The 26,958-nt window shown below is 61.0% G+C and carries 26 protein-coding genes; 14 read left to right on the forward strand and 12 right to left on the reverse strand.

Annotation, left to right across the window (positions count from 1 at the left end):
• Positions 1-131 precede the first annotated feature (131 nt).
• Positions 132-1,007 (reverse strand): PaaX family transcriptional regulator C-terminal domain-containing protein, encoded by an 876-nt coding sequence (locus tag ACO07N_RS02005; protein WP_421979419.1) that lies wholly within the window; start codon positions 1,005-1,007, stop codon positions 132-134.
• Between the two features lie 223 nt (positions 1,008-1,230).
• Between ACO07N_RS02005 and ACO07N_RS02010 the strand changes: the two genes are divergently transcribed.
• The gene (locus ACO07N_RS02010) at positions 1,231-2,067 is read left to right on the forward strand and encodes a metallophosphoesterase (protein WP_421979420.1); all 837 of its coding nucleotides are present in this window, start codon (positions 1,231-1,233) and stop codon (positions 2,065-2,067) included.
• Between the two features lie 208 nt (positions 2,068-2,275).
• On the opposite strand, the gene ACO07N_RS02015 is transcribed toward ACO07N_RS02010, so the two are convergent.
• The 8 genes from ACO07N_RS02015 to ACO07N_RS02050 all read right to left on the reverse strand — a co-directional run bounded on the left by ACO07N_RS02015 (position 2,276) and on the right by ACO07N_RS02050 (position 10,771).
• On the reverse strand, positions 2,276-2,518 hold the full coding sequence (locus tag ACO07N_RS02015; protein ID WP_421979421.1) for a hypothetical protein: 243 nt from the start codon (positions 2,516-2,518) through the stop codon (positions 2,276-2,278).
• 84 nt (positions 2,519-2,602) lie between these two features.
• Entirely contained in the window at positions 2,603-3,652 is a 1,050-nt protein-coding gene (locus ACO07N_RS02020) for a 2-oxoacid:ferredoxin oxidoreductase subunit beta (RefSeq protein ID WP_421979422.1), read from the reverse strand.
• Positions 3,652-5,532: a 2-oxoacid:acceptor oxidoreductase subunit alpha gene (locus tag ACO07N_RS02025; RefSeq protein ID WP_421979423.1), complete on the reverse strand. Its 1,881-nt coding sequence runs from the start codon at positions 5,530-5,532 to the stop codon at positions 3,652-3,654. Before ACO07N_RS02025 ends, ACO07N_RS02020 begins: the two co-directional genes overlap by 1 nt.
• Positions 5,529-7,322, reverse strand: a complete 1,794-nt coding sequence (locus ACO07N_RS02030; protein WP_421979424.1) for an FAD-dependent oxidoreductase — start codon at positions 7,320-7,322, stop codon at positions 5,529-5,531. The genes ACO07N_RS02025 and ACO07N_RS02030 overlap by 4 nt, the downstream gene beginning before the upstream one ends.
• Before the next feature lie 222 nt (positions 7,323-7,544).
• Positions 7,545-7,982 carry a hypothetical protein gene (locus ACO07N_RS02035; RefSeq protein WP_421979425.1) on the reverse strand — a complete coding sequence of 146 codons (438 nt, stop codon included), beginning with the start codon at positions 7,980-7,982 and terminating at the stop codon, positions 7,545-7,547.
• A gap of 22 nt (positions 7,983-8,004) precedes the next feature.
• Entirely contained in the window at positions 8,005-8,853 is an 849-nt protein-coding gene (locus ACO07N_RS02040) for an MBL fold metallo-hydrolase (protein ID WP_421979426.1), read from the reverse strand.
• Entirely contained in the window at positions 8,850-10,283 is a 1,434-nt protein-coding gene (locus tag ACO07N_RS02045; protein ID WP_421979427.1) for a sulfatase-like hydrolase/transferase, read from the reverse strand. The genes ACO07N_RS02040 and ACO07N_RS02045 overlap by 4 nt, the downstream gene beginning before the upstream one ends.
• Complete coding sequence (locus tag ACO07N_RS02050) at positions 10,280-10,771, reverse strand: MarR family winged helix-turn-helix transcriptional regulator (RefSeq protein ID WP_421979428.1); 492 nt, start codon at positions 10,769-10,771, stop codon at positions 10,280-10,282. The genes ACO07N_RS02045 and ACO07N_RS02050 overlap by 4 nt, the downstream gene beginning before the upstream one ends.
• Positions 10,772-10,864: 93 nt before the next feature.
• Between ACO07N_RS02050 and ACO07N_RS02055 the strand changes: the two genes are divergently transcribed.
• The 8 genes from ACO07N_RS02055 (at position 10,865) to ACO07N_RS02090 (ending at position 20,225) form a co-directional block, all read left to right on the forward strand.
• A complete protein-coding gene (locus ACO07N_RS02055) occupies positions 10,865-11,812 on the forward strand; it encodes a Bug family tripartite tricarboxylate transporter substrate binding protein (protein WP_421979429.1) in 948 nt (315 codons plus the stop codon).
• Positions 11,813-11,878: 66 nt separating this feature from the next.
• On the forward strand, positions 11,879-12,424 hold the full coding sequence (locus ACO07N_RS02060) for a hypothetical protein (protein WP_421979430.1): 546 nt from the start codon (positions 11,879-11,881) through the stop codon (positions 12,422-12,424).
• On the forward strand, positions 12,424-14,022 hold the full coding sequence (locus ACO07N_RS02065; RefSeq protein WP_421979431.1) for a tripartite tricarboxylate transporter permease: 1,599 nt from the start codon (positions 12,424-12,426) through the stop codon (positions 14,020-14,022). The genes ACO07N_RS02060 and ACO07N_RS02065 overlap by 1 nt, the downstream gene beginning before the upstream one ends.
• The gene (locus tag ACO07N_RS02070) at positions 14,019-15,545 is read left to right on the forward strand and encodes a sulfatase-like hydrolase/transferase (protein ID WP_421979432.1); all 1,527 of its coding nucleotides are present in this window, start codon (positions 14,019-14,021) and stop codon (positions 15,543-15,545) included. Before ACO07N_RS02065 ends, ACO07N_RS02070 begins: the two co-directional genes overlap by 4 nt.
• Before the next feature lie 193 nt (positions 15,546-15,738).
• A complete protein-coding gene (locus tag ACO07N_RS02075) occupies positions 15,739-17,142 on the forward strand; it encodes an amidohydrolase family protein (RefSeq protein WP_421979433.1) in 1,404 nt (467 codons plus the stop codon).
• Positions 17,143-17,185: 43 nt separating this feature from the next.
• Positions 17,186-17,923, forward strand: coding sequence for a DUF3299 domain-containing protein (locus tag ACO07N_RS02080; protein ID WP_421979434.1), 738 nt, complete (start codon positions 17,186-17,188; stop codon positions 17,921-17,923).
• The gene (locus tag ACO07N_RS02085) at positions 17,920-19,140 is read left to right on the forward strand and encodes a carbohydrate porin (RefSeq protein WP_421979435.1); all 1,221 of its coding nucleotides are present in this window, start codon (positions 17,920-17,922) and stop codon (positions 19,138-19,140) included. Before ACO07N_RS02080 ends, ACO07N_RS02085 begins: the two co-directional genes overlap by 4 nt.
• Positions 19,137-20,225, forward strand: coding sequence for a DUF389 domain-containing protein (locus ACO07N_RS02090; protein ID WP_421979436.1), 1,089 nt, complete (start codon positions 19,137-19,139; stop codon positions 20,223-20,225). The genes ACO07N_RS02085 and ACO07N_RS02090 overlap by 4 nt, the downstream gene beginning before the upstream one ends.
• 11 nt (positions 20,226-20,236) lie before the next feature.
• Here ACO07N_RS02090 and ACO07N_RS02095 read toward each other — a convergent pair whose 3' ends face one another.
• Positions 20,237-21,127, reverse strand: a complete 891-nt coding sequence (locus tag ACO07N_RS02095; protein WP_421979437.1) for a LysR family transcriptional regulator — start codon at positions 21,125-21,127, stop codon at positions 20,237-20,239.
• 111 nt (positions 21,128-21,238) lie between these two features.
• On the opposite strand from ACO07N_RS02095, the gene pdxA reads away from it, so the two are divergent.
• From pdxA to ACO07N_RS02115, 4 genes are all read left to right on the forward strand, one after another.
• Positions 21,239-22,234, forward strand: coding sequence for a 4-hydroxythreonine-4-phosphate dehydrogenase PdxA (gene pdxA / locus ACO07N_RS02100; RefSeq protein ID WP_421984366.1), 996 nt, complete (start codon positions 21,239-21,241; stop codon positions 22,232-22,234).
• Positions 22,234-23,292 carry a cupin domain-containing protein gene (locus ACO07N_RS02105; RefSeq protein ID WP_421979438.1) on the forward strand — a complete coding sequence of 353 codons (1,059 nt, stop codon included), beginning with the start codon at positions 22,234-22,236 and terminating at the stop codon, positions 23,290-23,292. Before pdxA ends, ACO07N_RS02105 begins: the two co-directional genes overlap by 1 nt.
• Positions 23,293-23,370: 78 nt before the next feature.
• On the forward strand, positions 23,371-23,604 hold the full coding sequence (locus ACO07N_RS02110; RefSeq protein WP_420333771.1) for a hypothetical protein: 234 nt from the start codon (positions 23,371-23,373) through the stop codon (positions 23,602-23,604).
• 367 nt (positions 23,605-23,971) lie between these two features.
• Positions 23,972-24,904 carry a hypothetical protein gene (locus ACO07N_RS02115; RefSeq protein ID WP_421979439.1) on the forward strand — a complete coding sequence of 311 codons (933 nt, stop codon included), beginning with the start codon at positions 23,972-23,974 and terminating at the stop codon, positions 24,902-24,904.
• 149 nt (positions 24,905-25,053) lie between these two features.
• On the opposite strand, the gene ACO07N_RS02120 is transcribed toward ACO07N_RS02115, so the two are convergent.
• Complete coding sequence (locus ACO07N_RS02120) at positions 25,054-25,560, reverse strand: MarR family winged helix-turn-helix transcriptional regulator (protein WP_421979440.1); 507 nt, start codon at positions 25,558-25,560, stop codon at positions 25,054-25,056.
• Between the two features lie 50 nt (positions 25,561-25,610).
• Between ACO07N_RS02120 and ACO07N_RS02125 the strand changes: the two genes are divergently transcribed.
• Positions 25,611-26,066, forward strand: a complete 456-nt coding sequence (locus ACO07N_RS02125; protein WP_421979441.1) for a hypothetical protein — start codon at positions 25,611-25,613, stop codon at positions 26,064-26,066.
• Between the two features lie 74 nt (positions 26,067-26,140).
• Here ACO07N_RS02125 and ACO07N_RS02130 read toward each other — a convergent pair whose 3' ends face one another.
• Positions 26,141-26,956, reverse strand: coding sequence for a spondin domain-containing protein (locus ACO07N_RS02130; RefSeq protein ID WP_421979442.1), 816 nt, complete (start codon positions 26,954-26,956; stop codon positions 26,141-26,143).
• Between the last annotated feature and the right edge of the window lie 2 nt (positions 26,957-26,958).

Raw genomic sequence — 26,958 nt, forward strand, 5'->3', positions numbered from 1 at the left:
GCAAACTCGCGGCCGACCCTTATTCGTCGACCGAACGGTCAGCGTTATAGCATCAAAACATCACACTTGAAACCCCATATCAAAAGAAAGTGTGATCCTTTGATGCAGGAAGCGTTGGGAAGCAGGGTCGTTCAGCCGGTGAACGAGACCGCCTCGCGTGCCAGCCTGTCCAGCCGCAGGTCCGTCACCTCCGTCGCAGACGGCAGCAAACCATGGGAATCGCTGAAGGACCCTCCGATGAACGCGTCCGCAGGAGCAGCGAGCGCCAGGTAGGCGCTTACAAAAAGCCGCCGGGCGTCAGGTGCCGGCCAGTCGTCGGGCCACGCTTCGCGCGGCAGTCGCGGATCTTTCAGCGCTGCCAGCCGATAGTGATGGATGAGCGACAACCGCAAGCCCAATGCCGTCTTGCCGTCGATGTCTCTCAGGCTCGTGTCACGCAGATGTCTTCCAAGCGCGTCATAGCGCTCCAGAAACGACCGGTACCTCTCGCCGACGACGTCCAAGTCCCATAGATCGGCAGCAAGGTCAGGCCAGTCTTTCCGCTCACCGATCGCTTCACCCGAGACAACAGCGCCGGATGGCCGGACAATATCGGAGCGATTGGGGGCGAGAGCCACCCCACTCCCCATCGAGACCCAGCCGTCCGGAAGGGCTTCGCGGGTCTTCAAGGCAAGCAGCCAGCCGCGCGCCGCAGGCGGGGGTGTATAGAGCACTCTGGAGGCCGACCTGAATTCTTCTTGCGCCTGCTCGGTCAGCCTGTAGAAACTCCGTCGCCCGATCCTCTCGCCCAGCAGCTTGCCGGCCGCGACAAGCCTCGATACGGCGGTTCTGACCAGACTCTCGCTGATCCCCTGCTCTGCACAACAGCTGACAAGGTCTCCCATCCACAAAGTCCCGCCCCTCGGTTCGATCGCGTCACCATACAGCGTGACGATAAAAGCTGGGGCCCGCGGGATAGTTGCGCCGCGTGGCGCCTGAAGGAGTTGATCGATTTGGTGTCCGGTCATGGAGATCTCATGTGCGACATTCGGGAAATCATAGCACGGATCTCCTGTTGATTAGAAAATTTTGTGATGTTTGAAGCAGTGCATCAAATGCGTGCAGGGCGACCCGTTTCGTCGTGGCTTGTGCGCCGATGTCCGGATGGTCTTTCCGCATGTCGGTCCTGATTGACTTTGCCTGCAAACTGCGAAATCAGTCGTCAAACACACGCGAAGCGGAGCCACTGCCTTGAAGATCGTTCACATCTCGGACACGCACATTCAGGATGATCCCATCATGGGGTCGATCCCGGCAGACAACTTTCGGGCCTGCGCTGCGCACGTCCAAGAACACTGTTCCGATGCGGACATGGTTGTCATTTCGGGCGATCTTGCGCATCACGGCACGGACGCGAATTACGCCTTTCTGACCGCGCTTTTGGACGAAACCGGCCTGGTCTCGATGAACCCGCGCCTGATGATCGGCAATCACGACGACCGGACGGCCTTTCGCGCGGCATTTCCGCAGACGCCTGTCGACGAAAACGGCTTTGTCCAGTGGGTGGAGGAAACCCCGCTGGGGCACTTCCTGTTTCTGGACACCAACGAGCCCGGAACCCACGCGGGTCACTATTGCGCCAAACGGCAGGCCTGGCTACGCGCCGCGCTCGACGATGTCGTGCGCCGGAACTCAAACGCCTACATCTTCCTGCATCACAATCCGATGACGGTCCATGTTGCCAACGCGGACCAGATCGGCATCGTCCAGGTGGAGGCATTTCAGGACATCCTGGAAGACTACAGAAACGTCATCCGGCATCTCTTCTTCGGCCATTGCCACTTCAGCCTGTCCGGGTCCGTCTGCGGTGTTCCGCTCTCTGCCCCGCGCTCGACGAGCCATCCGAACTGGCCGGACTTTTCCGGAAACAAGGATCGCGTCGGCTACGGCGGCATGGCGCAGAATTACAACGTTGCGTTTCTGGACGCCCGCAGCACCGTCATCCATTCCATGGATTTTCTCGATGAACGCAACGCGACCTGGGTCGAGACCGAGGCAGACGGCTGGCTGTCGGAAGACAACATCTGAGAGCCCTGAGCTACATCCGTCCAATGCGCCCAGCGCCGGGTTGAAACACGGACCTGTTTCCCGAAATTGTCATCCCGGTTTGCCGCGCAAGCGGCAAGACGGGGACCCAGTATCCTACGCGGCTAGCGATTGGGAAAAAACAGTGAAACCAAAAGACTACTGGTTTCCGGCCTTCCGCTGCGCTCCAGCCGGAATGACAAATCTAGGGTCAGGACTCATTAATTTGGTTGAATTGGCGCAACAAACGGCGATGAGCTGCAAGGAAAAGCGCGACAAGCGGGCTTCCTGCCCGGTTGAGTGCTTTGACGAAGCAGATCGAAGCCGTTTTTGCGTCCCGCAGGGATAGGGTGAATTTGCCCGGCAACGTCGTTGCAAATCTTTGGAAACCGGACGGTTTCCTGCAGCTTTGCGCCTCGTATCCGAACAAATTCATCCCTACCAATTCATCCAAATCAATGGGTCCTGACCCTAGTGACAGAAGAATTGCATAAAAAACGGCGGTCCTTGGTACACCGGTCAACAGTTGATCGCCCGCTTAGCGCAAACCTTCGTTGATGCTCTTCAGCACCCGGCTTCCCGGGCAGAGCTCGTCCTTGCCCATGCTGTTGAGCGGCTGGCTGGCAAGTTCCAGCGTATGATTGAGATCCTGTGACGTCGGATCGAGGTAGAGCAGCCCAGTCAGCACCTTTCCATTGCGATCCGCCGCCTGGAGCGCCATGAGAGCGTCTTCGCGGCTGTCGGCTTTGTAGTCCTTGCTGGCCTTGTGAAGATTGATGTTCGAGCCGTCGTGCAACGTGACAGTCTGGGTCGATCCTTCCTTGTACTGCGTGCGGATTTCCTCGCGCATCGGCACGAAGTCGACGGGCATGGCCTCAAGGTTCTCGCGCGTGGCCGCGTAGCTCTTGGTCGACCCCACATTGTTGGCAAATGTCACGCAGGGCGAAACGACGTCGATAAAGGCGAAGCCCCGATGCGCCATGGCCGCGCGGATCAGCGGTTCAAGCTGTTCCTTGTCGCCGGAAAAGCTGCGCGCGACGAAACTTGCCCCCTGAAGCACCGCAAGGCTCGCAAGGTCAATGCCCTCGAACGGGTTCTGCGTGCCGTACTTGCCGACGGACCCCAGATCCGCGGTCGCACTGTCCTGGCCCTTGGTCAGACCGTAGCAGCCGTTATTGGCAACGATGTAGGTCATGTTGACGTTGCGCCGGATCAGGTGAACGAACTGTCCCATCCCGATGGAGGCGGTGTCGCCGTCACCGGAAACACCCAGATAGATGAGGTCGCGATTGGCAACGCTCGCCCCGGTCGCAACGGACGGCATCCGTCCATGCACAGAATTGAAGCCGTGGCTGCGCCCGAGAAAATAGGTCGGCATCTTCGACGAACAGCCGATCCCCGAAAGCTTGGCGATGCGGTGCGGCGGAATCGAAGACAGGAAACAGGCATTGCGGATCGCGGCGGAAATGCTGTCGTGCCCGCATCCGGCGCACAGTGTCGAAATCGATCCGTCATAGTCCGCAACCGTGTAGCCGAGTGCGTTCTTCGGCAGTTTCGGGTGCTGGAATTTCGGCTTGTAATAGGACATCAGGCAGTCTCCGGATGCAGCTTGACGACATCGGCGCTCGTGGCGTTCAGGGAACGCCGGATCTGACGCGCAATCGTACGCGCGGTGATCGGCGTACCGGAATAGTTCAGGACAGAGGTCAGTTTGTCCGGCGCGATATGACATTCGTTCATGATCAGCTGCCGCATTTGACCATCGCGGTTCTGCTCGATCACGAACACCAGGTCATGCTCGTGAATGAAGGCGTCGAGGCTCTCATGGAACGGGAAGGCCCGGATGCGCATCACGTCGATCGGGTAACCTTCCGCAGCCAGGATCTCGACCGCTTCGTAGGAGGGCGACGCGGAGGTTCCGAAGAACAGCGCACCGAGCTTCTGTTTGGTTTTCGGTTTCTTGACCGGGATCGGATCATGCACCTTGGGAACCGGAACATAGGACTTGGCGGTCTCGAACTTGCGCAGCAGCCGGTCGACATTTTCGACGTAATCATCGCCCTTTTCTGAATAGACCGCCATGTCGTTCTTTGACGATCCCCGCGTGAAGAACGCGCCCTTGTCCGGATGCGTGCCCGGCAGGGTGCGGTAACAGATACCGTCGCCGTCGACATCGACGTAGCGCCCCCAGGTTTCCGCTTCCTCCAGCGCGTTCTTGTCCAGGACCTTGCCCCGGTTCATCTCGTAGTCGTCGTCCCACTCCAGCGGCGGCGACATCCAGTCGTTCATGCCCAGGTCGAGATCCGACATCATGATCACGGGCGTCTGAAGCTGCTCCGCCAGGTCGAAGGCCTGTACGGTCATGTCGAAACACTCCCGCGGTGTCGCCGGGAACAGCAGCACATGCTTGGTATCGCCGTGGGAGGCGTAGGCGGCCGCAAGGATATCCGACTGCTGGCTCCGGGTCGGCATTCCCGTGGATGGCCCCGATCTTTGAACGTCGATCAGCACGACCGGGACTTCGGCGAAATAGGCCAGGCCAAGGAACTCGCTCATTAGTGAAAGTCCGGGGCCGGATGTCGCCGTGAAGGCCCGCGCGCCGTTCCAGCTGGCTCCCACCACGATCCCCATGGCCGCCAGTTCGTCCTCGGCCTGCAGGATCGCGAAATTCCGCTTGCCGGTCCCGGCATCGATCCGCATCCGTTCCGCATATTTGGAAAAGGCATCGACAACCGACGTCGACGGGGTGATCGGGTACCAGGCCGCAACCGTCGCGCCGCCATAGATGGCGCCAAGGGCTGCCGCGGTGTTGCCGTTCATCAGGATATGCTGGCTCTCGCGGATATGCGGAGCGTCGATGACGCTCGGGTCCAGGCGGATCGGCAGCGGGCAGGAGAAGTTCTCCTGGGCGAACTGATACCCCATTTCGAGCGCGTGCACGTTGGGCGAGATCAGCTTCTCCTTGCCTTTGAACTGGTCGTTCAGAAGGTCCTTCAGGATCGAAAAGTCGATATCGAGCAGCGCGGCCAGGGCCCCCACATAGACAACGTTCTTCAACAGCTGCTGCAGGCGCGCGACCTTGAACTCGCGCATGCACATTTCCGTCAGCGGGATACCGAAATAGCTGATGTCGTCGCGCTTCAGATGAGGCGCCAGCGGGCGCGTGGAATCATAGACGAAATAGCCGCCCGGCCCGACACTGGCGACATCATCTTCCATGGTCTGCGGATTGACGCACAGCATCAGGTCCACGCCGCCCCGCCGGCCGAGATAGCCCTTGGCACTGACCCGAACCTCGTACCAGGTCGGCAGACCCTGGATGTTCGACGGAAAGATGTTGCGCGGGCTGACCGGCACGCCCATCCGGAAGATCGCCTTGGCAAAGAGATGGTTGGCCGACGCGGACCCGGTTCCGTTCACATTGGCGAACTTGACCACGAAATCGTTGACGCCCTCGAGCTGTTTCATTTGACATCCACCAGGTTGGGCGTCGCCTTGGCAACGTTGTAGAAGAACATCTGCATGTCCCATGCGGCCGTCGGACAGCGTTCGGCACACAGGCCGCAATGCAGGCACACGTCCTCGTCCTTGACCATGACCCGCCCGGTCGGCAGCTTTCCGGAGACATAAAGATCCTGCTCGGGATTGTCCGCCGGGACCATGAGCTTGCCGCGCAGTTCCTTCTCCGGAGCATTCTGGGTGAAGGTGATGCAGCTTGTCGGACAGATATCCGCGCACGCATCGCACTCGATGCAGTTGGAATCGGTGAACACCGTCTGCGCATCGCAATTCAGGCAACGCTCCGCCTCGATGAAAGCCGTTTCCGGATCGAAACCCAGCTCCACCTCGACCATCCGGTCGCTCAGGGATTTCTTTAGATCCTCCAGCGGTACGATCTTGCGCTCGTCGGTGATCGGAATGGAATCGTAGCTCCATTCGTGAATGCCCATCTTCTGTCCGACAAGAGTGACATCCGGCGGAGGCCGCTTGGAAAGGTCCTTGCCCTGGCAGTAGAGATCGATGGAGACGGCCGCCTTGTGGCCATGGGCAACGGCGGTGATGATGTTCGATGGCCCGAAGGCGGAATCGCCGCCGAAAAAGACTTCCTTGCGGGTGGACTGGAACGTCTCGTCATCATTGATGATCGGCGTGCCCCAGCTCGTGAAGCGGATGCCCGTCTCCTTTTCGATCCAGGGAAAGGCGTTCTCCTGGCCGATGGCGACAAGCACGTCGTCGCAGGGAAAAAACTCGGGTTCCTCGCCGGTCGGCACCAGTTCGCGGCGTCCGTCCCGGTGATAGACCGCCTTCACTTTTTCGAAGGTCATGCCGACGAGCTTGCCGTCCTCGACCACGAACTCGCGCGGAACATGGTTGTCGATGATGGGAATGCCTTCGTGCATGGCATCTTCCTTTTCCCAGGGAGATGCCTTCATGTCTTCGAACGGACTGCGGACGATCACCTTGACGTCCTCACCACCAAGCCGGCGCGAGGTACGGCAGCAATCCATGGCGGTGTTGCCGCCGCCGAGCACGATCACGCGCTTACCGATCTCCTTGATGTGTTCGAAGGCGACGCTGGCGAGCCAGTTGATGCCGATGTGAATATTCGCGTCGGCTTCCTTGCGGCCCGGAAGCTTCGGCAGATCGCGGCCCTTGGGCGCACCGGACCCGACAAAGACCGCGTCATAGCCCTTGGTCAGCATGTCGGCCATGCTGTCGACATAGGTGTTGAACACCGTTGTGATGCCCATGTCGAGGATATAGCCAATCTCCTCGTCCAGAACGCTTTCCGGCAATCGGAACGAGGGGATCTGGCTGCGCATGAAACCGCCGCCCTTGGCCTGTTCGTCGTATAGATGCAGCTCGTAGCCGAGCGGGGCCAGGTCGCGGGCGACGGTCAGGGATGCCGGGCCGGCCCCGATCAGGGCAACCTTCTTGCCGTTGGGCGGTCCCGCCTTCGGCAGCATGTCCGCCACTTCGTCCTTGAAGTCGGCGGCGACGCGCTTGAGCCGGCAGATTGCCACGGGCTCTTCCTCGACGCGGCCGCGCCTGCAGGCCGGTTCGCACGGACGGTCGCATGTCCGGCCGAGCACGCCCGGAAACACGTTGCTTTCCCAGTTGATCAGGTAGGCATCGGTATAGCGTTGCTGCGCGATCAGGCGGATATAGGCGGGCACCGGCGTGTGCGCCGGGCAGGCATACTGGCAGTCGACGACCTTGTGGAAATATTCCGGGTTCGTCGTATCGGTGGCTCGCACGTCCTTTTCCCCTCCCATGAGTCCAAGACATCTGGCTGCTTCAAATTAAAGCGTGCCGTAATCACCTGTGTAAAGAGTACACCATCCGATCCGAGAAGATATTTGACTTTCGAATACTTGTTTGAGGGCTTTCGAGTTCACGGAAACATCAGGGCCAGGCGTGCAAAAGCGCCCGCTTCAATTCATTGCGAGCACATCGGTCTAGGCTATCTTTACCTGGCATCACGAAGCCGGGCAGCGTTTCAGGGGGCCGTTGTGATAGGGAAAATCCCAGCGCAGCGTCAGCTCGTCGCCGGCCAGTCTTAATCCGAGGAAATACCCGCGCACACTGTCCTCGCCGCATTGTGCTGTTGCCGCCGTGAAAGCACCGTTGTCACCAGTCTCGACCGGCCCCCAGTCGAGCCTGCACCAGAGCTGCCCCTGTTTCATCCAGAGCCGTCCGATCTCGAATGGTGCGGCCAGTACCGTGCCGCCGGGTTTTATCGGAGCGCGGGCACATTGTTCTGCCGTCCCCCACGTGCCGTGGAACCGATGATGTTCATCCGCCCCGGCGGAACCGGCGAAGAACAGCGCTATGGGGAAAAGCGCACGCAACAGATATGTTTCCATCCCGCAAACATGCGCCAGATCAGGCAGCACGGAAAGACGGCCGTCGATCACGGCACCGCAATCCGGCGTGATGTCAAATTTCGTGGACGTCAAGATCCTCGGCGACCGCGGCATTGCCGCCGAACGCATCGGCGAGCGCGGTCAGCGCGGAGGCCATGTTCTCCGGAGCATCCATGTGCACCCTGAAATGGGTCAGGAGCAGCCGCTTCACCCCCGCTGATTTCGCAAGCTCGCCAATTTCACCCGGCGTCGGGGTCATCTGGGCCATCAGCGGCTGCGCCGGTTCCCCGTCGAGCCGGTAGCACCAGTGCAGGAGCAGGTCCGCACCCTGCATGAGCACACTCAGATCATCACAAGGACCTGCATCCCCGGAATAGACAAACGTCTTCGCCCCACATTCAAGACGGAACGCCATGCAGGTCAGATGCGGCTGTGCATGCGGAACGCTGCATGATGACAAGCGCCACCCACCTGTCTCAAGCGCGAAACCGGGGCCGATTTCCGTTATCTCGGGCGCCGGCCACGGCCGGGGCACCTTGCCGCCGCGCGCGCGCCAGACCTCCTGGCTGGGAGCGAAGTCGATCCGGGCACGCAGATCATGCGCATAGGCGCCCTCCGGTCCGAACAGGCAGTCATGAATGTGCTGCAGCGGACGCGGGCCGAACACCCTGAGCTGCTTGCCGCCCATTTCCCAGGCCGCATGCACAAGCCGCGCGTAGTCCATCATGTGATCGGAATGAAGGTGGCTGAAGAAGAGCGTGTCGATATCGGCCGGGCTGTGGCCGGCCTCGATCAACCGGCTGACCACCCCTCCGCCGCAGTCGAACAGGATCTTTTCATCTCCCGTTTCGATCAGGTAACCGGACGAGGCGCGCCGGGAATAGGGTTCTGGCGAACCGGAGCCGAGCACCGTCAGTTTCATCCGTTGAGCTCCGGCGGCGGTGTCGCGGCGGGTGCGCCGAGTTTCACTGCTTTTTCACGGCCGCCATATCCCTCGATCAGCGCCGCCTGATCGGCAAAGGCCTGTTCATTCGCGGCCTCGACATCCACGAGACCACGCAGTTCACCCTCCAGATACGTTACCGTTTCCCGGTAAGCTGGATCGGCGGCAAGGTCGGTCAACTCCTCCGGGTCAGTGTGCAAATCGAACAGTTCCGGCGGAAAATCCACGTACCAGTTGAGTTTCCAGCGCCCCTTGCGCAGCATGAAGGCACCCGAAACGGCCCCGACGGCGTGATACTGGCTGAGGATCGGACGCTCCGGGTCTGCGGGCCGGCCGGCAATAGCCTGAAGCGGCTCCCCTTCGCACGCGAAGTCCAGGCCGAAATGCGCGGGGATCGACGCCGACAGATCCAGCAGACTGACAGGCGTGTGACAGGTCGCCGGAGCAATCCCCGGCCCTGCCATGATCATCGGGATGGAAACGCTTTCCTGGTAGAGGTTCGACTTGCCCCACAAGCCGCGCGCGCCGACATTGTCGCCGTGATCGGACGTGTAGACAACCAGGGTGTCCTCTCCAAAACCCGCCGTTTCCAGACCCGTCAGGATCCGGCCAACATTGTGGTCCATCCAGGTCGTCAGTCCATAATAGGCCGACAGGGCGCACAACCGCTCGGCCTCATCACGGAACTTGCTTTCCGAATCCGCCATCGCGTTCTGTTTCTCGACCCAGGGATGCCGCTCGTAGCCCGTCTTCGGATGCAGCTTCACCTCCGGCAGGCGATCGGCAGGATATAGGCCGAGATAGTCTTCCGGGACCACGAAGGGAAAATGCGGAGCGACCAGGCCGACATAAAGGCACCAGGGACGCGCGTCTTGCGACTGCGCTCTGTCACGGAACCAGCCGATTGTCCGCTCAACAACGGCTGCGTCGTAATCGGTATAGTTGCTTGTGCCCGGGCCGATGTAGTCGCCGAGCATCCGGCCCGGCATCTTCAGACGCTCGTCTTCCTGCCGGATCGAGGCCCACACCATGCCGACGCCCCCGGCGACCTGCATTGCGATGTGCTCCGTGTCGAAGCCTGCCGGATCTTCGTCATGCCGGTAATGCAGTTTGCCGATGCTCTCCACGGGGATACCCGCCTGTTGCAGCGCGTGGCCCCAGCCGCAGGGCGTACCCGTGTAGGGCATGGCGTTGTCCCAGAGCCGGTTCTGATGAACGTGTTTGCCGGTCGCAAAAGCAGCCCGCGCGGGAACGCAGATCGGCGACGGTGTATAGGCATCGGTGAAACGGACACCCCGTGCGGCGAGCCGATCGAGGTTCGGCGTTTGCACGAACGGATGCCCGGCACAGCCCATGGCCCGGGACTGGTGTTCATCCGACATGATGACGAGGAAGTTCGGCTGCGTCATATGTCCAGGTCATCCCTTTCTGCCGCGATCTCGAGCTTGTCGAGCGCGCGGTACAACGTGTCGAGTTCCGACTTGCTCATGGTGGACCTCAGTGCGCTTTGGCGCGCGCGCATGATCGGCAGGACCTTCTGATAGAGAGCGTGCCCGCCCTTAGTCAGGGACAGGATGGAAATGCGATGGTCCGCGTCGTCCTCGCGGCTTGCCACAAGTCCACGCTTGATCAGGGTCTTCAGGTTCCGGCTGAAAAGCCCCTTGTCGAGCGCCGCCCGCCGCGTGAGTTCACCCGCATGGCTTTCCCCGGACGAGCCGATCAGCGCGATGATGCGCCATTGAATGAGCGAAATGTCTGCCGCCTGGGACAGGATCCGCTGCGCCTGCGTGTTCAGCTTCGCCTGAACGCGCGACAGGCGATATGTCAGAAACTGGTGCAGCGGTTGGGCGAACAACGTGTCGGCTTCTTCCGCCTGCTGGCTCGGGCTCTTGGTCATGGCAACAGTTTCACCCGGTTTGGTTGACCCGTCAACTTTAATGTTGACCAGTCAACTAATTTGTGGCTCTCTTGTTCAAACAGGGAGGACAACATGAAAAACACGCTCAAAGCTGTCATGGCAGCCGCATTCCTCACCGTCGCGGGAGGATCTGCCCACGCTGCCGACTGGACACCGCCTGGCCCCATCAAAATGATCATTGCCTTCGCAGCAGGCGGCGGAGCCGACACACAGGCGCGGCTCATCGCGGAGGAACTGGAAGCCCGTCATGGCTGGAAGGTCATCCCGGAGCAGGTGACCGGCAAAGGCGGGTTGAACGCCGTCAAGGCGCTGAAAGACGCCCCTGCCGACGGCACCACGATCGGCATGATCGTCTCGGAAACGCTCGGCTACAACATGGCATCCGCAAAGGCGGGCAAGCCAACCGATGTCACTCCGATCACGACGACGGCCGGCACCCAGATGGCCGTCGTTGCGCTCACGTCCAAGGGGTACACCTCCTTTGCCGACGTCATTGAAGCGGCAAAGGGGGGCGAAGAGATCCGCTTCGGCGTCATGACCGGTCTGCTGGGCGACATTGCCTACCTCGCCGGAAAGAGAAACGGCGTCGACTTCAACATCATCTCGGTCCGGGGCGGCAAGGCGGTCATGAACGGCCTCAACGCCGGCGACATGGACATAGGCTTCGGTGCCGGCATCCAGGCCAAGGCCGTCGCGGCGGGTGACATGGTCGAACTCGCATCGGCAAGGGGCGAGCCGCTGATCAATTCGCCGGATGCACCGTTGCTGTCGGAATTCGGCGTCGAATTCGTCAACGAAACCACCTTTCTCTTCGCCGGGCCGCCCGACATGGACCCGGCCGCCCGCGACGCGATCGCAAAGGCGATCGGTGAGATCGTCACAAGCGACGGCGGAAAAGCCAATGCGTTCATCACCAAGGGTTTCGGCGGCCCTGTCGTCATCTCCGGCGCAGATCTGGAAGCCAGCCTCCAGCAAAGCTTCGACGCGTCCGGAGCGCTGATCTCGGCGGTCAACGAATAACCCGTCACCCCTCGTCGCGGGCAGCATTTCCCGTCCGCGACGACCCTTGCCGTTGGGGGCCGGAACATGCACAAACACGCGACCAATCTTGTTCTGGGCCTCGCCTGCATTGTCTTTGCGCTTCTCGTCGCATTTGCCTGGATCCCTCTCGACACCGACACATGGCTGGTTGAGCGCTCGCGCGGAAAATATGTTGTCGGTGACAGCCTGGCACCTACGCTTGCCGCGGTTTTCATTCTGCTTGCCGGCCTGATGCTGCTAATCGAGCGCCGCTCCGAGGAGACGCGCCCCAGCCTTGAAAACCTGAAATTCATTGCAGCGATGATCGCGCTTGGCGCCGCCTCGATCCTTGTCATGAGATGGGCGGGTCCCGCGGCGGTCGGGCTCTTTCAGGGCGATCAGGAATACAGGCTCCTGCGCGACACGGCCCCCTGGAAATATATCGGTTTCGCGCTCGGCGGCGGCCTGATGGTCTTTTCGATGATCGCCTTCGTCGAGGGCAAGCCCTCGCTGCGGGCGGGCCTGATCGCGCTCCTTGCGGTCGCCGGGATCATCATGCTTTACGACCTGCCTTTTGACGACGTTCTTCTGCCTCCGAACGGAGACGTCTGATGAGTGACCTCGGCGCGCTCGACTACATCTGGATGGGGGCTCTCGCAGTCTTTCAGGGACCGGAACTGTTTTCGTTTCTTGGCCTGCCCATCTCCGTGACGCTGGCAATGGTCATGTTCGGCCTGGTCCTCGGGATCGTGGTCGGCGCGACGCCGGGGCTCGGTGGCGTCATCGCCATGGCGATTTCCCTGCCGATCCTGATTTCGGTCTTCGGCTTCAACGCCGACGCCCTGCTGCCGGTCATGGGCTTCCTCATCGGCGTCATGAAAGGATCGACGGTCGGCGGCGCCGTGCCGGCGATCCTCTTCAACACGCCCGGCACGCCGGACGCCTTCATGACCACGCTCGACGGCTACCCGATGGCGCGCTCCGGAAAAGCCCGGAAGGCGTTGAAGATCTCGCATTTCTCTTCCGCTTCGGGCGACACCTTTTCCGATCTCGTCCTGATCGTTTGTGCACCCTTTCTGGCGATCCTGGTCGAGGCTTACCTGGACCTTCCCGAAAAGACCGCCCTGATCATTCTCTCGCTCAGCTTCATTGCGGCCGTCGTTGGCGGTTCTCCGGCCAAGGGTCTCCTGAGCTGCGGCCTCGGTCTCCTGGCCGTGCTCATCGGAACCGGCGAAGACTTCTACCCTCGTCTGAGCTTCGGCACCGATGCCCTGTCGGACGGCATTCCGATTACCGCGGCCGTGATCGGCATCCTGGTGTTGGGTGCGATCTTCACCGAGCTCGAAACTCTCTGGCACCAGTCCCGCCGCACCGGTGCGATCGAGATCGTCAAGGACGAGGGTGACCAGCGCCTGCACTGGCAGGATATCAAGCGCATTCTGCCGTTCATCGCCCGCTCCTCGGTCATCGGAACCGCGATCGGCGCGCTTCCGGGGATCGGCTCCACGTTGGCAGCGACAATCGGCTACGCCACCGGGCAGCGCTTCTACAACCGCCGCAAATCGCCCGACGACCCGGATTTCGGCGAAGGTGCGCCTGAAGGGATTGCGGCAACCGAAGCCGCGAACTCGTCCGTTTCGGGCGCCAACCTGATCCCGGTGCTGTCGCTCGGCATTCCCGGCAACACGGCGGCCGTCTTCCTGATCCTGGCCGCCGAGAGCATTGGCGGTTTCAATCCCGGCCCGGCCGTCTTCAAGTTTTCCACCGACCTCAACCCGGAACTTGTGATCGTCTTCGGCCTGTTCACGACGATGATCATCGCCAACATCCTGAACTGGACCATTGGCGGCGTTTTCATGCGGTCACTGGGTGTTTTGTCGAGGATACCGAAACAGCTCCTTCTGCCGGTCGTCTTCCTGCTGACGCTCGCCTCGCTCTACGTTCAGGAAACGGCGATGAGCGCCGTCTGGTTCGCCTTCGGCTTCGGTGTCCTGGGCTATTTCATGAGACGCTTCGGGGTTTCCCCGCTTCCCTTCGTGATCGCCTTTGTTCTCGGCAGCCGGCTTGAGGACACCGCGCGCCAGGCTTTCTCCGCCACCGGCGGTGACCCCTTCTTTCTTTTGAAAAGCCCCATCGCCGCGGTCTTCATCCTGGCTGCGGTCGCGATCGTTTTCTTCTCCATCCGCAGCCCCAAGGTTTCAGGCAAATGACCCGTCCCAACATCCTGCTGATTTCAGCTGACCAGCAACGCGCCGACTGCTTCGGCTTCATGGGGCGCAAGGTCAAGACACCCCATCTCGATCAGCTGGCGCGCGAAGGCACGCATTTCACGGCCTGTATCACCCCATCCGTGGTGTGCCAGCCTGCGCGCGCCTCGATCCTGACGGGTCAGCTCTGCCGGACGCATGGGGTGCATGACAACGGCATCGATCTCGACCCCGAGATCGGTGAAAAAGGCTGGGCCGGCGCGATGGCGGCCGCAGGTTACCAGACAAGCTATTTCGGCAAAGCGCACTTTTCGACCTATCACACTTACGAGCCGACCGGTTCACCCGAGTGCCTGCGCTCTTCCGCCAACTACCCGGCCGATTGGAACGGGCCCTACATGGGCTTCCAGCACCTCGAACTGATGCTTGTCGGTCACAACTGGTGGGCGCCTGAAAAGCCGCCCGCCGGACAGCATTACGAACGCTTCTTTCACATGGATGGAAAGGGCGACGAAAAGATCAAACTGATGTGGGAAAACGCCGGCGACACCAAGGACGCCGCGCAGACCTGGCATTCGCGGCTGCCGACCGCCTGGCACAACACGCCCTGGACCGCGGACCGGGCCATCGAGTGGCTCAAGCACGGGCGCGACACGGAAAAGCCGTTCTGCACCTGGGTCAGCTTTCCCGATCCCCATCATCCCTTCGACTGCCCCGAACCGTGGTCCTGGCTGCACAAGCCCGAGGATGTCGACCTTCCCGAAAACCGCACCCGTCACTATGAAGGCAAGCCCTGGTGGCACAGGGCCGCGATGGAAAACGATCCCGCGGACCCGAAATTCGCGGATATTCGCAAGCAGTACAGCCGCATCGCCCCGCAGACGGACGAACAGCTGCGCGAGATCATCGCCAACACCTATGGGCAACTGGCTTTCATCGACCACCAGGTCGGCCGTCTGATGATCGCGTTGCAGGAAGCCGGCATCGCTGACAACACCATCGTGATTTACGTTTCCGATCACGGCGACTGGCTGGGCGATCACGGCCTGATCCTGAAAGGCCCGATGCACTACGAGGGCCTGCTCCGGGTTCCGATGATCGCAAGGGGCCCGGGCATCCGGGCCGGTGCCGCGGTCGACCAGCCGGTGTCGACCCTCGACCTCGGACCGACCTTCTTTGACTATGGGAGCGCTGATCCTCTGCTCACCCAGCATGGACAAAACCTGCGTCCGCTCCTGGAAACGGCAGACGCAACGCGCGACTTCGCATTGAATGAGTGGGGACTTCTGCCCGGGCGCGTCGGCGTGGCGCTGGAACTGCGAACCGTGCGCACGCGCACGCACAAGCTGACCGTCGACCTGAACTCGGGCACGGGGGAACTCTACGACCTGACTGCGGATCCTTTCGAACAGACCAATCTGTTCGACGATCCGGACGCTGCCGGAATGCGGCGGAAACTGGAAGAGCATATCGCCACCCGCCCGGACGACTTGCGGCCGCACAACACCCCGGTCGGCACCGCGTGACCGGGACGGCAATTTCGAAATCCCCAAAAAGTAATCAAATCTTCCATTGTCAGATAAACATAGTAATTATGTAACATACTACTTCTTGTTTGACAGCAGAACATAAATTGTCTGCAATAAATCCACTTGAACAAATACACACGATCCGCTCAAACGGACCCGGTGAAAAAACAAGAAAGTGGGATGGAGTCGCATGCACTATTTTAGCAAGGCAGTGGGCCTTTCATTGGGCCTTGTGGGTTTCGCCGGCCTGTTGACCGGTGGCGGCGCCGCCCAGGAATCTTCCGCGCCGAGCCAGGTACTGTTCACCAATGTCCACGTCTTTGACGGCGTGAACGAGCAGCGTATCGAAAACGCGAGCGTGCTTGTCGAAGGAAACCTGATCAAGTCGGTCTCAACCGGGGCCATCGACGCACCGGACGCCGAGGTAATAGACGGCGGTGGACGTACGCTGACACCCGGGTTCATCGAGACCCATGCCCACCTCATGCTCATGGGACCGAGCCTGCCGCTGATGGAATCCAACACCACCTGGGAAGATTTCGGCATTCACGGAACCAGGATGGCGGAAATGTATCTGATGCAGGGTTTCACCACCGTGCGTGACGCGGGCGGCGGCAACGGCGGCCTGCGCCGGGCCATCGATGCGGGCCAGATACCGGGCCCTCGATACTACCCGTCAGCCGCTTTTCTCGGCACCCGTGGGGGCCACGCCGACTTCGCCAATTTCACCGCGCCTCCGGGCTCGGAAACCAACTTCAGCCGTCTCAACATGGCGCAGGAAGTCGACAGCGTCGCCGACGTCCAGAAATACGGCCGCAACAATTTCCGCATGGGAGCCACCCAGCTCAAATACATGCAGTCCGGTGGTGTCGTGTCCGCATTCGACCCGTGGCAGCTGCTCGCCGGATCAAAGGCGGAAATCGAGGCGGCCGTCCAGGTCGCGAACGAGTACGGCAGTTACGTGATGGCGCATTCCTATCGCAAGGAAGCCATCCTGAACGCGCTTGAGGCAGGCGTGAAATCGATTGAGCACGGGTTTTCGTTCGACTGCGAAATCGCCGAGGTCATGAACGAAAAGGGGGCCTATATCACAACGAACCTCACCGCATTCGACCCGGGCCTGCTCGACATCCCCGCAGTCGCCAGCGTGCCGTCAAGCCTCGCCAAGGCGAAATCGGCTTCCGCAACCTTCGCCGGCTACATCGACAACATGAAAAAATGCCCCGTGAAACGCGGCTTCCAGACCGACTGCGTCGGCTCCGTGGAGGCCTGCAACATCCAGATTGCCTACGAAAAGCATCTCAACAACGATTTCTTCGGCGCGTACACCTCCATGGTCACGCTGACCTCCACCGGCGGTGAGATCGTTGCCCTCTCGGGTGACTTCATGAACCCCTATCTGGAGGGCAAGCTCGGCGTGATCGAGGAGGGAGCGTATGCGGACATTCTCCTGATCGACGGCAACCCGCTGGAGGATTTTTCCGTTGTCGGCACGGGGGATCAATGGTTCGGCGCGGACCCGCGTCCGGAAAGCCCTGAAACAATCCGCCTGATCATGAAGGACGGCCAGATCTTCAAGAACACGCTGAACTGATCGGGGGCCGGAAAGGATGACGTTTCTATCGCGCAGATCAGTGATGACGTTTGGCCTTGCGGGAATACTCGCCGTGCTTCTTGCGCTGCCGTGCCATGACACGGCACATGCATCGGAAGTCTCCTGGAGCGAGCTGCCCGACCGGTCCGCGCAGACCTTCGAGGATCCCTACCGCGATCTGAGCGCTGCGCAGCTTGATGCACTTCTGACGATTGTCCGCGCGCGCACTGAGTTGCAAGGCCCGGACCTTGCCGGCAACCGGCGCGCCGGGTTGGAAGAGACCCTTGCCGGCGCGGTTGGCGAACTGGAAGCGGCCGGGATCGAGCCGGACTGGCTGATTTCCCAACGCTGGGTCGTTGCCGAGCGGCGCGAGCGGGCGGCGACTGCCGGCAATCCCGACCTCGACGGTTCGCAGGCGACGCTGTCGGGTTTCGTGATCCCGGCGCCACCGGACGCGGAGGGACGGTTCACTGCTTACCTTGTTCCCGAGCGCGGCATGTGCAGCCACGTACCACCACCACCGCCCAATCAGCTCCTGAGGCTTGTCTTCGAGGAAGCCTGGTACCCCCAATTCATTTACGAACCGGTCAGGGTCAGCGGCCGTCTTGAAATCGATCCGTCAAACCGGGTCATGCGCGTGGTGGATGGCCCGGTGAAGATGGCGTCGACATTCACCATAGATGTCGCCAGCGTGGAAACGCTCACGTCGCCGAAGACCGAAAAGCCGTGGCCCCTTCGGCCGCCGTCCGCCGACGATGGCAGGCAGGCGGACCGGAAATGACTGGCCGCTCCCGGACATCGCTGCTGTCGCTCTGTCTCGTTTTCGCTGTAACGGCAGCGGGTCCGGCATGGGCGGAAGATACCGACGCACCGGGTCTCGGGGGTCCGAGTTCCGTCCGCGCGGAGCTCACGGAGGGCGACGGGCTGACGGACCCGCAGTTCAGATCCCGCTTTCTCCAGACAAACCTGCCAGCCTGGTTCGGCTTCAAGCAGACGCTGAAGGAAAACGCGAATATCGACTTCAAGATCGACTATCTCAGCCTCGGGCAATGGTCGAACGCGGAAGTCGGCCAGGGCCACGCCGCTGGTGGCATTGCGAGGATATACGGCACCTGGCAGGCGTTCGAGAACGGCGGGCTCACCGCCAAGCTGGAGCACAGAACCGCCTACACCACCGTCGCGCCGCAGTTCTTCGGCTTCGACAGCGGCGCCCAGTCGATCACCGGAACCGCCTTCAACGACATCCAGCTTGCCCTGACCAACCTGTTCTGGACGCAGCGGGGACCAAACAGGGCCTGGACGGTGCAGGCAGGCCAGATCGACGTCACGGATTTCCTCGATGTCTACGGCCTCGTCAGCCCCTACACTGCCTTCCAGAACCTGGCCTTCAACACCAACCCGACGATCAACGCGCCCAACCCCGGCCTTGCCATTGCCGGCGGTGTTCGCCTTCACGAGAACATTTATGCGATCGCGAGCATCGCCGATGCCAACGGCAATCCCGCCGAACCGAACTTCGACGTCTTCAAGACCGGCGAAACGTTCAAGAGCATCGAGATCGGCTACATGAGCAGCCAGGACCGGATCTATTTCGACAACATCCACCTGACCTTCTGGCAAAGCGACGGTGCGGACGACGGCTCGCGCAGGGACGACTGGGGCGTTTCCGGGTCGGCGGCCTGGTTCTTCAACATTCGCTGGATGCCGTTCCTGCGCGCCGGGATCTCGCAGGGCGATGCGGCGCTGTACAAGGCAACCGTCTCGGCAGGTCTGGGTTACTACACCCGCCAGACCGATCTCTTCGGCTTCGGTCTGAACTGGTCCGATCCCGGAGAGGCATTCGCTGATGATCAGTATACGGCGGAGGTCTTCTATCGGCTGACCGTTTCCCCGAATCTTGCGATCACACCGAGTGTTCAGCTGATCGCGAATCCGGCTCTGAACCCGGGAGAGGACAGCCTGGCCATATTCGGGCTTCGCGGACGGATCGCCCTATGAAGCGTTTCTGGAGCGCCGTCCGGTCGAGGCTGTTCGACAGCCCGCTCCACAGCGAGCTGACCAGCAGAGAAGATCTCGCCGAGCGCATGGACCGGACCTCGCGGGCGACGGTGCCGTTTTTCCTGATGCTCTCGCTCAGCGCGGTGCTGGCGACTCTCGGCCTCATCGCCAACAGTACGGCGACCGTGATCGGAGCGATGATCGTCGCTCCTCTGATGTCACCGATCATGAGCACGGCTTTCGGGATCGCCACCTTCGACATCAAACTTGTCTTGCGCGCACTGCTGACCGCGGTTCTAGGGTCCTGCTGCGTTGTGGCGGTCGGCTATTGCGGTGTTCTCCTGGTGGGCGCGCGCGTCGTCGGCCCGGAAATCCTGGCCCGCACCAGCCCGTCCATGCTTGACCTCGTCGTCGCCCTCGCCGCCGGATGCGCCGGCGCCTATGCGCAGACGCGGCCCCGCATTGCCGACTCGATCGCCGGTGTCGCGATTGCCGTTGCCCTCGTGCCGCCGCTGGCGGTGACCGGGATCGGGCTCGCCCTCGGCGACAAGGCGAGTTCGGCACTCGGGGTCGGCATGGAAGACCTGGGGCTCCGCGATGGCGGTCTTGATATCGCCGCCGGAGGGTTTCTGCTGTTCCTGACCAACTTTGTCGGCATCGTCATCATCGCGGGCCTTGTCTTCATCGTCCAGAACTATGGCGATTGGAAAAAGGGCCTCGCGACGCTGATGGTGATGATGGTCGGGAGCTATGCACTCATGCCGCCCCTGCAGACCGCACTATACGAAATTTACGTGAAGAACCGCCTCTTGAGGATCGTCAACAAGAACCTCGATCTCGACAGAGCCATGAACGAAGATCACAAGGTTGGCCGTATCCATTCCGTCAGTGTGGACTACAGGCACGGTCGGGTGCTCGTCTCCGTTGTCATGACGGCAGACCGTGCAGAACTCGACACCGCCCAGGCCGGTCTGGACCGGTTCGTGGCCCAACTCTCGCGCGACATCAAACAGGAGGTTGTGATCCAGGTGGATATCGAAGCCGTCGACATCCATCGTTTCACGTCACGTGGCGACGAAGGCTAGTTGATCTGGCCTCAGTCAGATCGGTTGCCAAGCGGTTTGCATATGGACCGGATCCAGTCCGCCAGGCATTGCGCTTCTTCCGGCAACGCCGCACCGGCGCGATGCACAAGGCCATAGTCCGACCCGTCCGGTGAAAAGCCGAAAGGGGCGACAAGGCGGTTGCCGGCGACATCGTCGGCGGCGATCACATAGGGTGACAATCCCACACCAAGGCCTGAACACGCCGCCTCCGCCATGAGGAAATGATGGTCCATACCGCGGCGTTCCCGCGGCCGCGGCGCGTCGGGGTTGGCGACGAGCCAACGGTCCCACGCATCTGGACGGGTTTTGGTGACGAGAGCAACATAGTCGCCCGCTTCGAAACTTGCCCGCATGCCATCCACCATGACGGGACCGACACGTTCGGGAAACAGCGGTTGATACGTCCATCCGTCGTCGAGCGCAAAATCCAGCCGGCGAAGTGCGAGAAACGCGCCATTGCCGTGCTCTTCGACGGCACCGCCACCAACCGACAGGTGAACCGTCACGTCCGGATGCGCGTCTTGAAAACGGCTCAGGCGCGGGATCAGCCACCGCATGGCCACCGAGCGTTCGCAGGAGAGAAGGACCGCATGGTCCAAGGTTCCCTCTGCGTTTCGAATGGAGGTGATCGTGCGCAGCAAATCGTCGAAGCTGCGCCGGCATGCATCGCGCAGGCTCTCCCCCGCCGGCGTGAGCACCAACCCGCGCCCGGCCTTGCGAAACAGCTTGGCACCGACCGTCTCCGACACGCGCGCAACCCTGCGGCTCACCGCCGCGTGGGTCAGGGAAAGCTCGTTTGCCGCAGCGCGCACAGACCCGTTTCTTGCGGTGGCCTCGAAGGCGCGCAGATCGTCGAGATAAGGAAGTTCAGATCGTTTCATTGGTGATCTTTTATCACCATTTTTGGTGAGAAACCATCGCTTGTCTTCGGCGGGAAATGCGCCAGTTTGCAGTATCAGTCTCTGTTTCAAGGAGCGCGCTGCGTGACCCCGATCTCAAAACCGCTCGTCATTTCCATGGGTGATCCGTCCGGCATCGGCCCGGAAATCATCGTCAAGGCGTCTGCGAAAGGCGACGCGGACAACTGCGTTGTAACCGGGTGCCCCTCCGTCCTGAAGGACGCCGCCAACGCGCTCGGTTCCGGGCTGCTCGTCCGCGAGATCGAAGCGCTCGAGACTGCCGCGCCCGTAGATGGTGTCATGGAGGTTCTGCGCACATCACCCAACGGCGCCTTTCCTGTCGGTACGGTCTCGCCTGAAAGCGGACATGCCGCGTTCAGGGCGATCGAGGCGGGGATCATGCTCGCAAGATCCGGCCGTGCATCCGGCCTTGTCACGGCGCCGATCAACAAGCAGGCCCTGGCCGCTGCGGGTTTCGACTATCCCGGTCATACCGAGATCCTGGCCGACCTGGGCGGAACCGGTCAGGCCGCGATGATGCTGGTGAATGATGATTTCCGGACCGTCCTGGTGACGATCCATGTGAGTCTGCGGGATGCCATCGAAAGGGCGGATTTTACGGCCCAAATGACCGCGATCCGTTTGGCGAACCAGGCCTGCCAGGATCTCGGCATCGAGAGGCCTCGCGTTGCCGTCGCGGGTCTGAACCCTCATGCCGGCGAAGGCGGGCTCTTTGGCCGAGAGGAGATCGACGTTATTGAACCCGCGATCAAGGCGGCGCGGCACGAGGGCATCGACGCATCGGGCCCCTGGCCCGGCGACACCGTCTTCATGGCAGCACGCAAGGGTGAACACGATGTCGTCGTCGCGCAATATCATGACCAGGGACTCATTCCTGTGAAATATCTCGGCGTGGAAAAAGGGGTAAACGTGACCCTGGGCTTGCCCTTCGTGCGCACCTCGCCTGATCATGGCACCGCATTCGACATTGCCGGCAAAGGCGTCGCGGATGCGGGCAGCCTGGCCGTTGCCATTCACACTGCACGGCAGCTGGCTGCCACACGCCAACACAACGAGGAGGCCGCCTGATGGGTCTGCGTTTCATCTTCATGCTCACCCGGAACGACCGCACGGTGGCGGAAGCCGCACAGCATCTTGAGACCGCACTTTCCCTGGGTGTCCGCCATATCGGTTTCAAGGACATCGGCTTGCCGATCGAAGAGCTGAAAGAGCTCAATTCAACCATCAGGGCCAAGGGAGCAACGTCCTACCTGGAAGTGGTCAGTCTTGACTGCGACAGTGAAGTGGCATCGGCTCAGGCCGCGGTCGAAATCGGCGTCGACATCCTGCTCGGCGGCACGCGGGTGGACGACGTTCTGCCGATCCTGAAAGGCACCCCGACAGAGTACTACCCGTTCCCCGGCGAGATCGTCGGACATCCAAGCATCCTGAAGGGAAGTCAGCAGGAGATCGTCGAAAGCGCCCGCGCAATGGCTGCACGCGAAGGTGTCCATGGCCTTGATCTGCTGGCCTACCGCTCACCCCTGGACGACATTTCAGGTCTCATCGCCGCGGTCTGCAGAGCCACGGAAAAGCCGGTGATTGTTGCCGGCTCGATTGCAGATCCGGAACGGATCGCATCCGTGAAAGAGGCGGGGGCTGCCGGCTTCACGATCGGAACGGCCGCCCTTGATGGCGACTACCCCAGCGAGGGCGAAGGCCTTGAGGCCCAGCTTTCGGCAATCATTCGCGATGTTGCCGAATTGAACGGTCACCTGTCTCCCTTCGCCAAGAAAAATCTCGACCGTGCCTTCAGCAGTTTTGATGACCACTGGGCCCCGCGTATTGCCGGGCAGATCAACAACATGCTGATCAAGCTTGCAAAGTTCGAGGGCGACTTCACATGGCACTTCCATGAGACGGAAGACGAGCTCTTTCTCGTCCATCGCGGGCGGCTTCTGATGCGTTTCCGTGACCGGGAGGAAATCATTCAGGAAGGAGAGTTCATCGTGGTGCCCCACGGTGTCGAACATTGCCCCGTCGCCCTGACGGAAACCTGCGAAGTCATACTCCTGGAGCCCGCGACCACCATCAACACCGGCACCGCACGGGACGGCCGCCGCAAGGAGGATCTCGCGACAGTCTAACCCCCTGCCCCTCGACCGCTCCGGCATCCGCACTAAATACATGGTGTGGGGCAGAGGACTGAATCAGGACAGCGACCGATGCTGCAGGAAAAACGTCACGATCTGGATGCCGAAAAGCGCAAGGAATTGGTGCAGCGGCTCGTTGTCGAGCTGAGCCGGCTGGGCGGCGATCTCTACTATCAGCCAACCAGCCAGATTGCGCTGCAGATCAGACAGTATGTCGATGGCGACGCCAAACTCACTGCCGAGGAAAAGGCCCTGCTCGCCCCGCTCAGCCAGCGGGACATCGAAGTGCTCTTGAGCCTGCACTAGGTGTGGAGTCCAAAAAGGTTGTTCCAAATTGGTCGGAAAACCCTGGCCGAACCCAACGCACGCAAAATAAAATAAATCAGCTAACTTCACGTAGAGGTATTAACTTCCTCATATACTCGCGCGGTGATCTATATAGACTCCGCTCGAAACTCAAAGACGTTATTCGCAAACGGCGATCATTGGTATAAACAATAGGAATCGTTCATTTCACGCTCGGAGCGGAATTACTATTTTAGGGCCTTTGATCGACCTCATGATACGGTTTGTTACGCTACTCTTTTTACTTGTTCTTGCGTCAACCGCACACTCTCAGACCCGACAGGAAAACCTGCCTGCTTCGGACCAGCACACATGCGCTGTTCCGGACATGCGCACGCATATCAGTCCCGACCCGGACGGGGTGCCGACCGTCATAAAGACGGGTGTCCGGGTCATCGATATTCGTGAGATCAACGACGTCGACCAGACCATCACGATCGATCTGGCGATCCGCCGCATGTGGCAGGACGGCCGGCTTACGAACCTGGAAGGCTGCAAACTGGATATCGGGTCCGTCTGGTTTCCGGAATTGGTCCTGCTGAACTCGGGACGGCTTTTCGAGCGGTGGCCGGAGACGGTGACCATCGGTCCGAATGGCACGGTCACATACCTCCAGCGCATTTCCGGCACGCTCGCAAGCTATCACGCGCTGCGCGACTTCCCCTTCGATTCCCAGGCGATCGATCTGAGCTTCATTCTGCTCGATTACGAACCGGAGGAAGCCTTCATCGAACTCGATGCGGAATTTGTCGGGATTTATGATGTTCTCAACATTTCCGACTGGCGCATCAAGGGCGTGGAGGCGCAGATCGACAGCGGCTTCATCGCCGACGCGTTCGACGAGACCCGGACGAAACTGGATCTGACGATCGAGGCCGAACGCATCCGCGCGTTCTATGTCTGGAAGATCATTCTGCCGATCTCGCTGATCGTCTTCATGTCGTGGAGCGTCTTCTGGATCGACCCGGCACAATACGGCCCGCAGATCGGCCTCTCGGCGACTTCCATGCTGACGATCATCGCGTTCATCTTCGCGGCAACCAACATGCTGCCACCGCTCGGATACTTCACGCTCATGGACTTCTTCATCGGCGGCGCGACCATATTCGTCTTCCTGGCCCTGCTGGTCTCGCTTACGACGACGTATCTGAACACGATCAAGTATCGCGAGGGCGCGAAGATTCTCGACATTGCGTGCCGTTTCGTTTTCCCGCTCGCCTATGTGGCCTTCAACTGGTTCGTATTCCGCAGCGTATTATAATCGCACGGGAGTCCTAGAGCTGCCCACTGCCGAGACCGGCGGACAAGTGACTGATACTCGTGTCCCTGGTTTCACCCGGCGGGCGGAGACGATCGCCCTCCAGCCGGCCGCTCCAAGCGCAGCGAAGTTGGAAGACAGCAACAGATGACTCACCTGGTTTCCGGAGCACTGCCTTCTGCGCCGCTGTCAATCAAGGCACGTTCCAGCAGGCCTTGCAGCACCTTTTCTTCCTGCTTGGAAATCGGTGCAAGGATTTCGCCGATCGTTTCGGCGACGGCCTGCCGGAGTTCATCGACCACCGCTTCCCCTTCCCTGGTGAGATGTACCAGGCTCACCCGGGCATCGTCCGGCGACGCCCTGCGGGCCACCAGGCCTTTCGTCTCCAAAGAGCGGATCGTGCGGGTCATCTGCGACTTGTCGCGCGCCACGCGGCGGGTCAGCTCGTTCAGCCCGGGACAGCCCATGTCGGCGAGCGTCAGCAGCACGATGCCGCCACCCGGACCGACCCGCTCCCGGTCGAAGTCGTGTGCCTTGGACTGAAGGCCGAAGTGAATTTTCCGCATGAAGCGGTCGACGAGAAGCGCCAGTTCGATGTTTTGCATGGTCACGATATTGTTGACTTTATCCACCAAATCGGAATAGTGGATAAAGTCCACTAAATATCTCCGGACCGGCGATCGGGCCGACTCGGAAAGGGAGAGGTTCAATGACGGGCAATCATAGGCATGCACTCAGGGCCGCGGCAATCCTCTGGGTCATCTGGGGCCTGGTCCACATGTTCGCGGGTATCATGACAATCGGGCAGGAGACCTCCGCAGCCGTCGCCGGGATTGCCGACGCGGTCGATCCCGCAATGCTGGCAAACGACTACCACGCAGCCGTCGGCGCGCTCATTAACCAGCACGGCTTCAACCTGCTCTGGATCGGGGCCTTTACGGTGGTGGGCGGTATCTTTGTCTGGCGCGGCTCGGTCACGGCGATCTTCATGACCGCGATTGTCGGCTGGGTCACCGATGTCGGCTATTTCGTTTTCATGGATCTGGGCGGTTACGTGCACTTCGTGCCGGGGACGGTCATGACGATCGTATCCACTGCCGCCGTCGCGCTCAGTCTGTGGGCCTATGCCACGGGCCTCCGCCCGCAAGGTCGGCAGGCGGCATGACTTGCTACGCCAGCGGACGTTGCGGCGCTGACAGGGTCATCCGGGCACATGCGCGCCCGGATGAGAAAGCCGGCTCAGGCCTTTTTGGCGCGCCGGCGGGCGACGAAACCCATGGCACCGAGACCGCCAAGCAGGAGCACACCGCCTGCCGGCAGCGGCACCGGCGTCGCTTCGATGTCGATGGTGAAGAGAACCGTATCGGACGTGATCAGGCCCGCATTGGTGACCCCGAACAGGGCTTCAAGCGCATTAAAACCGTTGCCGCCCATCCCGTCGTCGATGTCGAGAAGACGCTGGATGACACCGCCTTCAACAGCACCATCCTGGATGTCCTGGCCTGGGAAGGCCGCTCCCAGCAACTGGTTCACTTCGGTTCCGGCGTCCCAGATCGAGCTTCCGGTGATCTCGATCGTCTGCTCGATCACGTTGCCGGCGGCGTCGAAGATTTCGTAGGCGAACGGATTGTCATTGCCGAAAAACGTGTCGTTCGAGGGCACGAACATCGACAGGAAGGTCGCGTAGCGGTTCGTTGTCGGGTCCGCGACATCGATGGTCAGCGTGCCTGATTCCCCATCCTGGATCGGTCCGCCCGGTCCGAAAATGAAACCGCCCTGAGAGTTGGGTTCAACCGCAAGGCGCTCGCCCGCGATGAGGTTGGGCGGATTGGGCGGAACCGGCACTTCCGCAACCTGTTCAACGCCGGCGCTTGCCGCCGAACCTGCGTCGAACGCATCGAAACTACCGGAATGGACACCCGTGTAGACAGGCGTCACCAGAAATCCGAACCCGTTGGAATTGTTGAAAGTAATGTCAATCGTGGCGGCCTGCGCCGACCCTGCCATGAGCAGGCCCATTACGCTTGCCCCAAGCAGCGTTTTCAGTGTCTTCATGT

Source organism: Roseibium sp., from assembly GCF_965229775.1.
Taxonomy (GTDB): Bacteria; Pseudomonadota; Alphaproteobacteria; order Rhizobiales; family Stappiaceae; genus Roseibium.

What these genes read in the sequence shown, in the direction of transcription:
- ACO07N_RS02090 (WP_421979436.1), top strand. Translation starts at nt 19,137, where the DNA reads ATGAAGCGTTTCTGGAGCGCCGTCCGGTCGAGGCTGTTCGACAGCCCG.
- ACO07N_RS02130 (WP_421979442.1), bottom strand. Translation starts at nt 26,956, where the DNA reads ATGAAGACACTGAAAACGCTGCTTGGGGCAAGCGTAATGGGCCTGCTC.
- ACO07N_RS02110 (WP_420333771.1), top strand. Translation starts at nt 23,371, where the DNA reads ATGCTGCAGGAAAAACGTCACGATCTGGATGCCGAAAAGCGCAAGGAA.
- ACO07N_RS02115 (WP_421979439.1), top strand. Translation starts at nt 23,972, where the DNA reads ATGCGCACGCATATCAGTCCCGACCCGGACGGGGTGCCGACCGTCATA.
- ACO07N_RS02045 (WP_421979427.1), bottom strand. Translation starts at nt 10,283, where the DNA reads ATGACGCAGCCGAACTTCCTCGTCATCATGTCGGATGAACACCAGTCC.
- ACO07N_RS02065 (WP_421979431.1), top strand. Translation starts at nt 12,424, where the DNA reads ATGAGTGACCTCGGCGCGCTCGACTACATCTGGATGGGGGCTCTCGCA.
- ACO07N_RS02105 (WP_421979438.1), top strand. Translation starts at nt 22,234, where the DNA reads ATGGGTCTGCGTTTCATCTTCATGCTCACCCGGAACGACCGCACGGTG.
- ACO07N_RS02095 (WP_421979437.1), bottom strand. Translation starts at nt 21,127, where the DNA reads ATGAAACGATCTGAACTTCCTTATCTCGACGATCTGCGCGCCTTCGAG.
- ACO07N_RS02080 (WP_421979434.1), top strand. Translation starts at nt 17,186, where the DNA reads ATGACGTTTGGCCTTGCGGGAATACTCGCCGTGCTTCTTGCGCTGCCG.
- ACO07N_RS02020 (WP_421979422.1), bottom strand. Translation starts at nt 3,652, where the DNA reads ATGTCCTATTACAAGCCGAAATTCCAGCACCCGAAACTGCCGAAGAAC.
- ACO07N_RS02085 (WP_421979435.1), top strand. Translation starts at nt 17,920, where the DNA reads ATGACTGGCCGCTCCCGGACATCGCTGCTGTCGCTCTGTCTCGTTTTC.
- ACO07N_RS02040 (WP_421979426.1), bottom strand. Translation starts at nt 8,853, where the DNA reads ATGAAACTGACGGTGCTCGGCTCCGGTTCGCCAGAACCCTATTCCCGG.
- ACO07N_RS02070 (WP_421979432.1), top strand. Translation starts at nt 14,019, where the DNA reads ATGACCCGTCCCAACATCCTGCTGATTTCAGCTGACCAGCAACGCGCC.
- ACO07N_RS02050 (WP_421979428.1), bottom strand. Translation starts at nt 10,771, where the DNA reads ATGACCAAGAGCCCGAGCCAGCAGGCGGAAGAAGCCGACACGTTGTTC.
- ACO07N_RS02055 (WP_421979429.1), top strand. Translation starts at nt 10,865, where the DNA reads ATGAAAAACACGCTCAAAGCTGTCATGGCAGCCGCATTCCTCACCGTC.
- ACO07N_RS02125 (WP_421979441.1), top strand. Translation starts at nt 25,611, where the DNA reads ATGACGGGCAATCATAGGCATGCACTCAGGGCCGCGGCAATCCTCTGG.
- ACO07N_RS02075 (WP_421979433.1), top strand. Translation starts at nt 15,739, where the DNA reads ATGCACTATTTTAGCAAGGCAGTGGGCCTTTCATTGGGCCTTGTGGGT.
- ACO07N_RS02025 (WP_421979423.1), bottom strand. Translation starts at nt 5,532, where the DNA reads ATGAAACAGCTCGAGGGCGTCAACGATTTCGTGGTCAAGTTCGCCAAT.
- ACO07N_RS02060 (WP_421979430.1), top strand. Translation starts at nt 11,879, where the DNA reads ATGCACAAACACGCGACCAATCTTGTTCTGGGCCTCGCCTGCATTGTC.
- ACO07N_RS02005 (WP_421979419.1), bottom strand. Translation starts at nt 1,007, where the DNA reads ATGACCGGACACCAAATCGATCAACTCCTTCAGGCGCCACGCGGCGCA.